Annotated in this window: 12 protein-coding genes; 9 read left to right on the forward strand and 3 right to left on the reverse strand. The window is 67.3% G+C overall.

Features of this window, described 5'->3' with window-relative positions; genetic code table 11:
• Positions 1-406: 406 nt before the first annotated feature.
• Positions 407-556: a DUF3096 domain-containing protein gene (locus OL599_RS12415; protein ID WP_264714091.1), complete on the reverse strand. Its 150-nt coding sequence runs from the start codon at positions 554-556 to the stop codon at positions 407-409.
• A 249-nt stretch (positions 557-805) separates the two neighbouring features.
• On the opposite strand from OL599_RS12415, the gene OL599_RS12420 reads away from it, so the two are divergent.
• The 7 genes from OL599_RS12420 (at position 806) to OL599_RS12450 (ending at position 8,450) form a co-directional block, all read left to right on the forward strand.
• Positions 806-1,327 (forward strand): MucR family transcriptional regulator, encoded by a 522-nt coding sequence (locus OL599_RS12420; protein ID WP_347403203.1) that lies wholly within the window; start codon positions 806-808, stop codon positions 1,325-1,327.
• A gap of 152 nt (positions 1,328-1,479) precedes the next feature.
• A complete protein-coding gene (locus OL599_RS12425; RefSeq protein ID WP_264714092.1) occupies positions 1,480-2,040 on the forward strand; it encodes a carboxymuconolactone decarboxylase family protein in 561 nt (186 codons plus the stop codon).
• 19 nt (positions 2,041-2,059) lie between these two features.
• The gene (locus OL599_RS12430) at positions 2,060-3,229 is read left to right on the forward strand and encodes an acetyl-CoA acetyltransferase (protein WP_264714093.1); all 1,170 of its coding nucleotides are present in this window, start codon (positions 2,060-2,062) and stop codon (positions 3,227-3,229) included.
• A gap of 1 nt (position 3,230) precedes the next feature.
• Complete coding sequence (locus tag OL599_RS12435) at positions 3,231-4,775, forward strand: acyl-CoA synthetase (RefSeq protein WP_264714094.1); 1,545 nt, start codon at positions 3,231-3,233, stop codon at positions 4,773-4,775.
• 82 nt (positions 4,776-4,857) lie between these two features.
• Positions 4,858-6,309: a tetratricopeptide repeat protein gene (locus OL599_RS12440; RefSeq protein WP_264714095.1), complete on the forward strand. Its 1,452-nt coding sequence runs from the start codon at positions 4,858-4,860 to the stop codon at positions 6,307-6,309.
• Between the two features lie 54 nt (positions 6,310-6,363).
• Positions 6,364-7,884 carry an ABC transporter substrate-binding protein gene (locus tag OL599_RS12445; protein ID WP_264714096.1) on the forward strand — a complete coding sequence of 507 codons (1,521 nt, stop codon included), beginning with the start codon at positions 6,364-6,366 and terminating at the stop codon, positions 7,882-7,884.
• Between the two features lie 239 nt (positions 7,885-8,123).
• Positions 8,124-8,450, forward strand: coding sequence for a DUF1330 domain-containing protein (locus tag OL599_RS12450; protein ID WP_264714097.1), 327 nt, complete (start codon positions 8,124-8,126; stop codon positions 8,448-8,450).
• 82 nt (positions 8,451-8,532) lie between these two features.
• Here the strand turns inward: OL599_RS12450 and OL599_RS12455 are convergent, their stop codons facing one another.
• A complete protein-coding gene (locus OL599_RS12455; RefSeq protein WP_264714098.1) occupies positions 8,533-8,973 on the reverse strand; it encodes a CAP domain-containing protein in 441 nt (146 codons plus the stop codon).
• 381 nt (positions 8,974-9,354) lie between these two features.
• On the reverse strand, positions 9,355-10,674 hold the full coding sequence (locus OL599_RS12460) for an NAD(P)/FAD-dependent oxidoreductase (protein ID WP_264714099.1): 1,320 nt from the start codon (positions 10,672-10,674) through the stop codon (positions 9,355-9,357).
• A gap of 129 nt (positions 10,675-10,803) precedes the next feature.
• On the opposite strand from OL599_RS12460, the gene OL599_RS12465 reads away from it, so the two are divergent.
• Complete coding sequence (locus tag OL599_RS12465; RefSeq protein WP_264714100.1) at positions 10,804-11,817, forward strand: SIS domain-containing protein; 1,014 nt, start codon at positions 10,804-10,806, stop codon at positions 11,815-11,817.
• Position 11,818: 1 nt separating this feature from the next.
• Complete coding sequence (locus tag OL599_RS12470) at positions 11,819-12,694, forward strand: PfkB family carbohydrate kinase (protein ID WP_264714101.1); 876 nt, start codon at positions 11,819-11,821, stop codon at positions 12,692-12,694.
• Positions 12,695-12,719: the final 25 nt, after the last annotated feature.

Below are 12,719 nucleotides of genomic sequence, written 5' to 3' on the forward strand. Positions count from 1 at the left end.
TCCATCCCCTGCACAGTCTGAGGCCTGCCTGGTGACCCGACCAGGACCAGCGCCGCCATTCCCGTCATTAAAGCGACCAATTCCCATCTCTGCACGCAGGCATGTCGTGCCGCCGATGGCGATCGCGCGTCCCGCTACGCGAATGCGAAATGATCCTCGCGGCGCGTTGCACGCGCCGGCCACCGGCCCGCCGCGATCCGATCGCTCTCGATCACGTCATGGGCGCCGAAATGGAATCCTGGCAGCGCATTGCCTGAACGTCTCGACAACCCGTCCGGGCGCCGCCTGCCATGTCATTTTGATATCGTGATCACCGCCGGCGCGGCCTTGCGCGTGAAATTTCCTGCGAGGCACGTGTTTGCCGGCCCCCTTATGGCGGGGCGCCTGCCTTCGTATGCCAGCGGGATCAACGAATGAGATTGGGCCACAGGCCAGCAACTCCAATAAATATCAGATATGCTGCTACTATATAGTTCAAGAGACGTGGTTTGGCCAGAATGAGAACACCGGCGACGAGTGCAATAATCGGTTGCAATGATACTATATGAAGGTGCATGCGCCCAACTCCGTGAGTTCCAGGGGGCGATATTATCAACGATACTCAGTCGTGCCATGATCGGCGGCCGTGCCCTGAAACACATTTGATTGCCGCGGCCGGCCGTCATGATCCGGATGGCCCGGTCGCTACCCGGCCACCTGCCGGTGCGGGCAACGCGCTGTCATATCGGTTGTCGAAGGGGCATTATTGCACTTTGACCAGGACAACATCTCAGATTAAATGAGCAAGCGGACATGGAGGTAAATAGTGCCCGAAAATTCCGGCTATTCGAACCTTCTGGCGCTGACCGCCGAAATCGTCTCGGCGCACGTCGCCAACAATAACGTCGCTCCGGACAGCCTGCCCGCCCTGATCACTTCGGTGTTCCGGGCCCTCACCAATGTCGGCACTGCCCCGGCCCAGGCCGAGAAGCCCGAGCCTGCCGTTCCCCTGAAGAAGTCGGTCTTTCCCGACCACATCATCTGCCTGGAGGACGGCAAGAAGCTCAAGATGCTCAAGCGGCATCTCAAGACCGCCTACAACATGACCCCCGACCAGTATCGCGAGAAGTGGGATCTGCCCGCATCGTATCCGATGACGGCGCCGAACTACGCGAAAACGCGCTCGGCGCTGGCAAAGAAGATCGGATTGGGCAGAACGCGCGAGCCTGCCGGCAATGCGCCCGAAGTCCAACCGGATGCCACGCCGAAGGCGCCCGCGGCCGCTCCCAAGGCGACGAGGACGAAGAGAGCCGCGCCAAAGCGGGCGGCCACGAAGAAGGCCACCTGACTCCAGGCGTGAGTATCCAGGCGCCGGTCCCGCCTGTCGGCGCGACTCACGCACGGCGCTCCGGCAAGGACCGGAATTTGCGGAACGTTCCCATGCGGTCGTGCGGCTGGCCGGGGTGAGCTATATAGCTCAAAACACCCGAGGAGATCGCCATGCGGCTGCCGATCATCGAACCGGAGCAAATGACTCCGGAACAGCGCCGGGTTCACGACGACACGGTGGCCGGCAAGCGTGGGCGCATGCCGCCACCGGTGCAGGCGTGGCTGCATAGCCCCAAGCTGGCCGACCGCGCGCAGCGCCTCGGCGAGTTCGTCCGCTATGAGACCAGCCTGCCGCCGGCCTTGAACGAGATGGCGATCCTGATTACCGCAAAGCACTGGAACAGCCATTACGAATGGTATGCCCATCGCCCGCTGGCACTTGCAGCCGGGCTGGACCCCGCCATCATTGACGCCATCCGCACTGGCCGTGACCCCGGCCTGACCGACGCCGGTGCCAGGGCCATTTACGACTACGCCACCACGCTGCACCGCACCCGGGACGTATCGCAGGCGCTGCATGATGCCGTGGTCGCCGCCTTCGGCGCGCGAGGCGTCGTGGAACTGGTCGGTGTCTGTGGCTATTATACTTTAATTTCAATGACGTTGAACGCATTCGACGTGCCGTTGCCGCCCGGCGAAACCTCGGAGTTGCAAGCGCCCGCACGTCCCTGATCTGCGAAAGGAGCGAACCATGACCGAAGCGTGCATTGTCGGCTGGGCCCATTCCCCCTTCGGCAAGCTGGAAGACCCGGACGTTGAAAGCCTGATCGGCCGCGTCGCGCGCGCGGCCATCGAGGATGCCGGCGTCGATCCCGCCGAGATCGACGCGGTGTTCGTAGGCCTGTTCAACAACGGCTTCTCCAAGCAGGATTTCCCGGCCTCGCTGGTGCTGCAATCCGTGCCGGAACTGCGCTTCAAGCGCGCCACGCGCTACGAGAACGCCTGCGCCTCCGGCTCGGCCGCGGTGCATGGCGCGCGCGACTTCCTCGCCGCCGGCCGCGGCCGCTTCGCGCTGGTGGTGGGGGCGGAGAAGATGACCGCCACCCCGGGCGCGCAGGTCGGCGACATCCTGCTCTCCGCCAGCTACCGCAAGGAGGAGGGCGACATCCCCGCAGGCTTCGCCGGCGTGTTCGGCCGCATCGCCGAGCGCTATTTCCAGCGTTTCGGCGACCAGTCCGATGCGCTGGCGGCGATCGCCGCGAAGAACCACAAGAACGGCGTGGACAACCCCTACGCGCAGATGCGCAAGGATCTGGGTTTCGACTTCTGCCGCCAGCTCAGCGACAAGAACCCGTATGTGGCGCCCCCGCTGAAGCGCACCGACTGCTCGCTGGTGTCCGACGGCGCCGCCGCCCTGGTGCTGGCCGACGAGGAAACCGCGCGTACACTGGGCAAGGCGGTGCGTTTCCGCGCCGCCGTGCAGGTGAACGATTTCCTGCCGCTCTCGCGCCGTGACCCCACCGCCTTCGAAGGCGCGGCACGGGCCTGGAACCAGGCGCTGACCGAGGCCGGCCTGGCGCTGGAGGACCTGTCCTTTGTCGAGAGCCATGACTGCTTCACCATCGCCGAACTGCTCGAATACGAAGCGATGGGCCTGACCGCGCCGGGGCAGGGCGCACGCGCGGTGCTGGAGGGCTGGACGGCCAAGGACGGCAAGCTGCCGGTGAATCCCTCGGGCGGGTTGAAGGCGAAGGGCCACCCGATCGGCGCCACCGGCGTGTCGATGCATGCCATCACCGCCATGCAACTCACCGGCGAGGCGGGCTCCATGCAGTTGCCCAAGGCCGACCGCGCCGGCGTGTTCAACATGGGCGGCGCCGCGGTGGCCAACTACGTCTCGATCCTGGAACCGCTGCGATAGGATGATCCCCACCAGCAACCTCGCGCACTTCCTGCTGCAGACGGCCCGGCGCTTCCCCGACCGCGCCGGCCTGATCCGAGGGGAACATGTCTGGACCTGGGCGGAGGTCGCCGCCCGGGTCCGCGCCGCGGCGGGCGGCCTGCGCGCGTGCGGCGTGGGCAAAGGCGACCGCGTGCTGGTCCATGCCCGCAACTCCCACGCCATGTTCGAGACGATGTGGGCGAGCTGGATGCTCGGCGCCGTCTGGGTGCCCACCAATGTCCGCCTGACCCCGCCGGAGGTCGCCTATCTCGCCCAATCCTCCGGCGCCGTCGCCCATGTCTTCGACGACGCGTTCCCCGATCACGAAGCGGCGGCGAGGGACGCCAATCCGAACGCCACGGTGCATCTGCGCATCGGCGCCGACTGGGACGGGCTGGCGCATCACGGCGCGCCATTGGCCGAAGCCGTCGCCGTCGACCGCGACGATCCCTGCTGGTTCTTCTATACCTCCGGCACCACCGGGCGGCCGAAGGCGGCGATGCTGACCCATGGGCAGATGGTCTTCGTCGTCACCAACCATCTCTGCGACCTCATGCCCGGCACCAGCGAGCACGATGTCTCGCTGGTGGTCGCCCCGCTGTCCCACGGCGCCGGCATCCACGCGCTTGCCCAGGTGGCGCGGGGGGCGGCGACCGTGCTGATGCCCGGCGAGCGGCTGGATTGTGCGGAAGCCTGGCGCCTGGTGGAGAAGCACCACGTCAGCAACATGTTCACGGTGCCGACCATCCTCACCATGCTCACCCGCGACGCCGCCGTGGATCGGGTCGACCATTCCAGCCTGCGCTACGTCATCTATGCCGGCGCGCCGATGTACCGGGCCGACCAGGTGCACGCCCTGCGCAAGCTCGGCCCCGTCCTCGTGCAGTATTTCGGCCTGGGCGAAGTCACCGGCAACATCACCGTCCTGCCGCCGCATCTGCACAGCATCGATGACGATCCGGCCTTTCCCATCGGCAGTTGCGGCTATCCGCGCACGGGGATGGAAATCTCCATCCGCGACGGCGAGGGCAGGGGCCTGCCCGCCGGCGAAACCGGCGAGATCTGCGTGCGCGGCCCCGCGGTGTTCGCCGGCTATTTCGACGATTCCGAGGCCACCGCAAAGGCGTTCGCCGGTGGCTGGTTCCATACCGGCGACCTCGGCCATCTCGACGCGAAGGGCTTCCTCTATATCACCGGCCGCGCCTCGGACATGTACATCTCCGGCGGATCGAACGTGTATCCGCGCGAGATCGAGGAGGCGCTGCTGCTGCACCCCGCGATCGCCGAGGCCTGTGTCGTCGGCATGCCCGATGCGAAATGGGGCGAGAGCGGGGTCGCCGTGCTGGTGGCGCGCGACGGCAACCCACCGCCGGCCGAAGACGTGCTGCGCCAGCTCGACGGCCGGCTGGCCAGATACAAATGGCCCGCCCGCATCGTGTTCTGGGACGCGCTGCCGAAATCCGGCTACGGCAAGGTGACCAAGCGTGACGTCCGCCGGCGGCTTGAGGAAGCCGGCCCCGCCTGAGCCGGCGCGCCGGGCGGGAGCTTCTGTCGCGCGCCGGGCTCGGCTAGCCTCCGCCTGTCGTCCCTCTCGAAGCGAGAATGCCGTGTCGAGCCCGTCCACCGCGCCCCTGCCGCTGCGCCCTGTCCCGTCGCCCGTGCCATCGCAGCGGCCCGCCGCCGATGCCGTGCCGGTGCCGGCCGGTGAGGTCTTCGCGGTGGCCACCGAATATCTCGAAGCCGGCCGCCTGGACGCGGCCGACCGCATGCTCGGCCACGTCCTGTCGGCGATGCCCAACCAGGCGGATGCGCTGCACCTCAAGGGCATGATCCTGTTCCGCCGCGGCAAGATCGCCGAGGCCGGGGAGCTGATGGAGCGCGCGATCGCCCTGGGCGGCATCAACGCCACGAATTACCGCAACCTGTCGGAAGTGTTCCGCCTGCAGGCACGGCTGGACGACGCCATCGTCGCCGCGCGCCGCGCGGTGACACTGGACCCCGCCGACCCGCTGGGCCCGTTCACTCTGGCGATGGCGCATTACGACCGGCTGGAGCTGGACGCCTGCGTGTCCGCCACCCGGCACGCGCTGGACATGCGGCCCAACCTGCCGCAGGCGCATATGAAGCTGGCGCAGGCGCTGCTGCTGAAAGGCGACCTGGGGCCGGGCTGGGACGAGTACGAGTGGCGCTACCAGATCCCTGGCGCCCAGCCGCTGATGCCCAAGACCGACAAGCCGCAATGGAACGGCGGGCCGCTGCAAGGCCAGCGCCTGCTGCTGGTCGGCGACCAGGGGTTCGGCGACGTGGTGATGTTCGCCCGCTACATCCCCTGGGTGCTCGCCCGCTGCCCGGACGTCTCGGTGGCCTGCAGCGGCGAGATGCGACCGATCCTCGCCCGCATGTTCCCCGGCCTGCACCTGTTCAACCGGTGGGACGAGGCGCCGCCCTTCGCCGCCTTCTGCCCGTTCTCCGGCCTGCCGCGCCTGGCCGGCACGCGCCTCGACACCATCCCCGCCGAGATCCCGTATCTGCGCGCCGATCCGGATCGCGTCCGCGCCTGGCGCCAGCGGCTCGACGGGCTGGTGCCGCCCGGCCTGCGCCGCGTCGGGATCGCCTGGGCCGGCCGCCCCACCCACAGCAACGACCACAACCGCTCGATCAGCCTGGACACGCTGGCCCCGATCGCCGCCCTCGATGGCATCGCCCTGGTGTCGCTGCAGAAGGGCCCGGCGGTGGCGCAGATTGCCCAGTACCAGGGCCGCGCGCCGCTGGTCGACCTCGACAAGCAGCTGCAGGACTTCGAGGACACGGCGGCGATCCTGGACGGGCTCGACCTGCTGGTCTGCGTGGACACGGCCGTCGGGCATTTCGCCGGCGCGATGGGCAAGCCCGCCTGGATGATGCTGCCCTATGCGCCGGACTGGCGCTGGCTGCTGAACCGCGAAGACTCTCCGTGGTATCCGTCCCTGCGCCTGTTCCGCCATCCGCAGCCGCGGCGCTGGGATCTGCTGGTGCAACAGGTCGCAGCCGAACTGCAAAGGCTTGTCGCCGGCGATTGAGCGGGGTCGCGGAATGGTATATACCAGCGCCAACAAAAATCGAGGGAGACGAGCATGACCATGACGCGTCGGGTGCTGCTGGGCGCCGGCCTGACTTTGCCGCTTCTGACCCGCACCGCGCGCGCTGCCCGAACCCCGGGCACGCTCACCTTCGGCCTGTCCAGCTATCCGCCCAGCCTGCTGCCGTGGAACAACACCGGCACCGCGGCGGTGACGGTGAAATTCCTGATCTTCCGCGGCCTGACCTCCTATGACGCAAAGGGCACCCTGCGCGGGGAGCTCGCGGAAAGCTGGGCGCGCGACGGCGAGGCCGGCTGGCTGTTCAAGCTGCGTGACGCCACGTTCCACAACGGCGCCAAGGTGACGGCCGACGACGTGAAATGGACCCTGGAGCAGGTGGCCGCGGAGAAGTCCACCGCCTTCCTGCGCACCGAGTTCCAGGGCGTTGAACGCATCGAGACGCCGGATGCGAAGACCGTGCGCATCGTCATGAAGCAGCCCAACGTCATGCTGCCGGAATGGCTCGCCAGCCCGCATATGCCGATCATCGCCAAGGGATCGACCGAGGGCGGCGCCCCGCCGGTCGGCGCCGGCCCGTTCGTGCTGAAGGCGCAGGAGCGTGGCGTGTCGCTCGACCTCGTAGCCTTCGACAAATACTTCAAGCCCGGCCTGCCGAAGCTGAAAGCCATCCGCATCGTGGCTTACGCCGACGAGAATCTGCGCGTCGCCGCGTTGCAGGCCGGCGACGTGGACATCATCGAATACGTCCCCTGGCAATCCATGCAGGCCATCGAGGCCGACCCGAAGCTGAAACTGCAAACCGTCGACGGCCCGTTCATGGCGCTGAGCTTCAACGGCGCCCAGGGTCCGTTCAAGGACAAGCGGCTGCGCCAGGCCGTCGCCTACGCCATCAAGCGCGACGAGATCGTCAACGCCGCCTTCTTCGGCCGCGGCACGCCGTTGGAAGGCCTGCCCATCGCCAGCTCCAGCCCGTTCTACAATCCGGCCACGGCGCATCACTGGACCTATGACCCGGCCCGCGCGAAGGCGTTGATGGCTGAGGCCGGCGTGGCCGGCGGCTTCTCCACGACGCTGCTGTCCACCGCCCAGTACGGCATGCACAAATCCACCGCCGAAGTGGTGCAGCAGAACCTCGCCGCCATCGGCATCCAGGTGACGCTGAACCTGCCGGACTGGGCCACGCGGGTGAACCTGGGCAATCGCGGCCAGTACGAGATCTGCGTGCAGGGCACCACCGCCGACAACAACGATTTCGACGGCACCGCGACCTTGCTGGACGGCGAACTGCCCCCCAACAACGCCCGCAGCGTAGGCATCCGCACGCCCGAGATCCACGCGCTCTATGCCAAGGGCCGCGCCGAGTTCGACCTGGCGAAGCGGCGCGTGATCTATGCCGAACTGGAGCAGCTGGCGCTCGACCAGTGCCCGATGGTCGGCCTGGCCTGGCGCGCCCAGGGCTACGCCATGGCCCGCGACGTGCAAGGCTTCACCAATCTGCCGGGGGCGCTGAACTTCTATTCGGGACTGACGCTGGAAGACACGCATTTCGGGTAGGCGCAGGCCAGGGAGACGAGCCGGGACAAGGCACGAATTTGCGAGGGGTTCGTCACCTCGCTCCTGACAGGATCTGATGCCAGCGGCCCTTGACGATGACCCTTCCATCGTCAAGGGCCGCTGGTATCGCGCGCCGGGTTGGTGGGCGGCGGCACGCAAAATAACGACTCGTACCAGCGGTTATTCTTCATGGCCGCTGGTACGACAGCGGCCCCGTGGTATCGTCACCGCCATCGTTCGTGACGACCGCTGGAGGGGATTGGACAATGGTCGCTTACGTGATCTTCACGCGGGAGAAGACCCGCAATCCCGCGCAGCTCGAAGTCTACAAGGAAAAGGTTCCGGCCGCCTTCGCCGGTCACGCCGTTACATTCCGCGCCCGACATTGCCGGTTCGAGGTGCCGGAAGGGCCGGCCGCGGAGGACGTTCTGATGCTGGAGTTTCCGTCGTTCGAGGCGGCGAAGGAATGGTATGCCGGTCCGGCGTACCAGGATGCATCTTCGCACCGGTTTCAGGGCGCGGATTACCGCTGCATCATTGTCGAAGGTTTGGAGCAGCCTGCGTAGGTTTCGACACCTGCGTGTTCCCGCCGACCAGGACCGGCAATCGCTCCGCTACGTATCGGAGGCGGCGCAGGGGGAATGGCTGCTAATATGGCTTCTGCCCGAAGAAGTTTCCCTGCGGCGAATACCGGCAAACCAGGAAATCATTCTGCGCATTGCTGGCAATCGCGCACCCCACCCGCGTCGAGGAACGCCACACCATCTGCGTGTAGTGCCCGACACTTTGGAAATTGTCCTCCCAACTGCGTGCACGCCGGAACGCCGCTTTCTCGGCTGCCCACGTCCCCACCATCTGCTCCACCGGGAAATACCCGCGGCTGCCCATCCAGAGATTCTCGCCCTCCTGGTTATCCGGCTCCCCCTGCGCGCCCCAATGCACCAGGGCATTGATCCGTGCCAGGTGCCGCGCCCACTGCTCTGCGTCAGTCGCCAGCCGGTCGTCCCAATGCATCGCCGGCACGCCAACCTCGGTGCGCGCCACGTTATGCGCCGCCAGAAGCCGTGCCTGGATCTCGCGCGGCAGCATCGCCGAAGCCGCGCTCGGCATGACCAAGGCGGCCGTCAACGCCGGCCAAATGACGGCATATGGCCGCAGAAATTTCCCAATCCTCATGCCAACCTCATCAAATCGGGTCACGCCCTGCTCGGGCGCTCAAAGCAGCGGTACATTGCCCACCGATCGGGGCATTTCCGTGACCGCCGCATGCGTCCCGAACGCAGCGCAATGACGCCTTCGCGGTGCTCGCAAGGGCACCGCAAAGATCATCGTAAATTCATCCGCTCGTGTCCTGAATCTGAAGTTCGCATAGGTGGCGAACTTCAGATTCAGGACACGAGCCCCTTGTTTTCAGTGGCCTGCTGGCCCCTGCGTCCGCCGCAAGATGCGGCGAACTTCGGGGGCAGGACACTAGCTTGCCTTCTTCCACGACCCGTCGACGAATCGTGCATACCGATACGGATGCGGATCGACAGCCGGCGTATCACCGGCCACAAGATCGGCGGCAAGCTTGCCGGCGCCCGGCCCGATCCCGAAGCCATGCCCCGAGAAGCCGGTGGCCAGGAAGAAGCCGGGCAGGGTGGCGACCGGCGAGATCACCGGCACCGCATCGGGCGTCACGTCGATCAGCCCGCCCCAGCTTTCCGCGATCTGCATCTGCCGGAACGCGGGAAAGGCGCGGCCCAGGTTTTCGCGTGCTTCCGCCAGCGTCTTTTCCACCGGCATCGGGTCCAGCACGCGCACCTGCTCGAACGGCGTTGTCTGATCAAGCGACCAGCTTCGCGGGATGCGCCATTCCTCCAGGAAGCGGGAGCCGATGCGCAGCCGCAACTCGCGCCAGCTCGTGCGCAGGTTGGGCAGGAAGTCGAAGAACAGGCGGAAGCTGTCGGGCGTGATATCGCTGGTGCTGGCGTTGCGCCGCGCCACCGTATAGCCGCCGTCGAGCCGCTTGCGGAAAGCGAAGTTGCCGCCGCCCGCCGTGGTTTCGGGCGCGCCGTCCAGTGGCTGGGTGCGCAGCACCGAGCCCAGCACCTTCAACTGCGGCAGATGCAGGTTCATGTTGCCGCAGAACAGCCGCGACCACGCGCCCCCCGCCAGCACCACGCTGTCGCAGTCGATGCGCCCTGTCTCCGTCACCACGCCGCTGATATGGCCGGCCTTGGTTTCCACGCCGCGCACCGCGCACCCGGTCAGGATGGTGGCACCCAGGCGCCGCGCAGCTTCGGCGATGGCAGGCGCGGCCTTGGTCGGTTCCGCGCGGCCGTCGCTGGGCGTGTGCAGCGCGCCGGCCCAGGGAACGGCGGAGCCGGGCAGCACGCGATCGATCTCGCCGGGGGCGAGCAGGCGGGAATCGAGCTGGAACGGCCGCGCATGCTCCAGCCATTCCTCGTATTTCTCCACCTCGGCCCTGGTTTCGCACAGATAGACGATGCCGGCCTGGCGAAAACCCGTCTCCGCGCCGGTGATGTCGTTCATCCGGCGCCACAGCTTCAGGCTTTCCATCCCCAGCGGGATTTCCTTGGGGTCGCGGCCCATCACCCGCGTCCAGCCCCAATTGCGGCTGGACTGCTCGGCGCCGATGCGGCCCTTTTCGCAAAGCACCACGGGGATGCCCTTCTCGGCCAGGAACAGCGCCGTGCTGACGCCGACAATGCCGCCGCCGATCACGACCACCGAGGTCTTGTGGGGAACGGTCTCGCTGCTCGTCACGGGATCGACGCGGGGCGCCATGCGATTCTCTCCTGTCGTTTCATGCTAGCGGGCGGCGGATTCGTGCTCTTGTCCAGACGCTACTTTTGTGAGTTGTAATGGTATAGAGAGTGGTATATACCAATCAACAATCACGATCCGGGGGAAAGCATGGCTTCGACGGTCGATCGCGCCGCAATCGTGGACGGATTGGCGCAGGCATCCGCCTTGCTGCCGGAGGCGATGACCCTGGGCCGCACCCTGGCACCGCATATCGACCGCATCTATCTCGTCGCCGCCGGCTCCGCCAACCGCGCGATGCTGGGCCTGCAATACTGGATCGAGCGCGACAGCCCCTCGCTGGAAGTGCGCCGCTATTTCCCCGCCGAACTGATGGCGCAGGACCCACGCCGGCTGGACCCGCGCACGCTGGTGCTGCTGGCCAGCAAGTCCGGCACCACGCCGGAGACGGTGGCCGCCGCCGAATGGCTGCGCGGCACCCCGTGCCGCACCGTCGGCTTCACCCAGCGGGAGGACAGGCCGCTCGCCGGCCTCGTCGACCACCGCTTCATCATCGGCGAGACGGCGGAAAGCTTCACCGGCCTGTTCATGGCCATGCAGAGCCTGGTTGGCGGGCTGCTGGCGGCGAAGGACGGCTGGGCGCTCGCCGACACGCTGCTGACTTCCCTGCAGGCACTGCCCGGCGCCATCGCCGATGCGGCGGCGGCGAACGAAGCCCGCGGCGCGGCCGAGGCGCAGGCGCTGCGGGACCAGCGCGTGCTCTATCACGTCGCTTCCGGCCCCGGCTTCACCACCGCCTATGTCTTCGGCGTGTGCATCGTCATGGAGATGCTGTGGCTGCACAGCACCCCGCTGGAGGCCGCCGAGTTCTTCCACGGCCCGTTCGAGGTGGTGGACGCGGACACGCGCCTCGTCCTGCTGCTGGGCGAGGACCCGAGCCGGCCGCTGATGGAACGCGTGGTGCGATTCTGCCGCAAGCACACGGATCATCTGATGATCTACGATTCCCGCGACTACGCCATGCCCGGCATCGACCCGGCGATCCGCCCGATCGTCGCGCCCTATGTGCTGCAGGCCGCGCTGAAGCGGATCTCCGCGAACCTGTCCGACCTTCTCGGCAAGCCGCTGGGCGAGCGCCGCTACATGTGGAAGACCGAGTACTAAGGTGGCGGTCCGCCTGCTCGGGCTGGGCGACAACACCGTCGACACCTATGTCGACCAGGCGATGCAGTATCCCGGCGGCAATGCCGTGAATGTCGCGGTGCTCGCACACCGGCTGGGGGCGGACACGGGCTATCTCGGCTGCCTCGGCACCGATGCGGCCGGCGACCTTCTGTTCAATGCGCTGTCCACCGAAGGCGTGGACCTCAGCCATTGCCGGCGGATCGAAGGCGCGAATGCGCGCGCCTTGATCGCGCATCGCGACGGCGACCGCCGCTTCCTCGGATCGTCGCCGGGCGTACGCGGCCGCTATGCGCTGGCTGACGTCGACCTTGCCTATGTCGCCGGCTTCGACATCGTTCACAGCAGCATATACAGCGAGATCGAGCCCGACCTCGCGCGCATCCGCGCAGTCGCAAAACGCCTCTCGTTCGATTTCTCCGACAAATGGTCCGACGCCGTGTTCGCCCGCGTGCTGCCGCAGATCGACATCGCCTTCCTTTCCTGCCCTGGCCGCACCGACGCGGAGTGCGCCGCGGTCCTGCATGGCTGCGCCCGCTCCGGCGTGCGGCTTGCGGTGGCCACGCGGGGCGCGGATGGCGCGATGGCGCTGGCCGACGGCGTGCTGCACCGGCAGGGAATCGCGAGCGCCCCGGTCATCGACACGCTCGGCGCCGGCGACGGCTTCATCGCCGCCTTCCTGACCGCCCGGCAGGCAGGCGGCGGCGTTCCCGCGGCCCTGGCGCACGCCGCCCGTTTTGCCGCGCGCGTCTGCGGCTGGCAGGGCGCGTTCGGCCACGGTGCGCCCTGGGCAGACGACAATGGCGTGCTAGCATCGCGCCCGGTTGCGGCGGGCGCGGTGACGCATGGCCCGAATTGACGGGACAGTCGAAAACCAACGAGAC

The organism is Limobrevibacterium gyesilva, assembly GCF_025989185.1.
GTDB classification, from domain to species: domain Bacteria; phylum Pseudomonadota; class Alphaproteobacteria; order Acetobacterales; family Acetobacteraceae; genus Limobrevibacterium; species Limobrevibacterium gyesilva.

What these genes read in the sequence shown, in the direction of transcription:
- OL599_RS12415 (WP_264714091.1), bottom strand. Translation starts at nt 556, where the DNA reads ATGCACCTTCATATAGTATCATTGCAACCGATTATTGCACTCGTCGCC.
- OL599_RS12425 (WP_264714092.1), top strand. Translation starts at nt 1,480, where the DNA reads ATGCGGCTGCCGATCATCGAACCGGAGCAAATGACTCCGGAACAGCGC.
- OL599_RS12430 (WP_264714093.1), top strand. Translation starts at nt 2,060, where the DNA reads ATGACCGAAGCGTGCATTGTCGGCTGGGCCCATTCCCCCTTCGGCAAG.
- OL599_RS12435 (WP_264714094.1), top strand. Translation starts at nt 3,231, where the DNA reads ATGATCCCCACCAGCAACCTCGCGCACTTCCTGCTGCAGACGGCCCGG.
- OL599_RS12445 (WP_264714096.1), top strand. Translation starts at nt 6,364, where the DNA reads ATGACCATGACGCGTCGGGTGCTGCTGGGCGCCGGCCTGACTTTGCCG.
- OL599_RS12455 (WP_264714098.1), bottom strand. Translation starts at nt 8,973, where the DNA reads ATGCTGCCGCGCGAGATCCAGGCACGGCTTCTGGCGGCGCATAACGTG.
- OL599_RS12460 (WP_264714099.1), bottom strand. Translation starts at nt 10,674, where the DNA reads ATGGCGCCCCGCGTCGATCCCGTGACGAGCAGCGAGACCGTTCCCCAC.
- OL599_RS12465 (WP_264714100.1), top strand. Translation starts at nt 10,804, where the DNA reads ATGGCTTCGACGGTCGATCGCGCCGCAATCGTGGACGGATTGGCGCAG.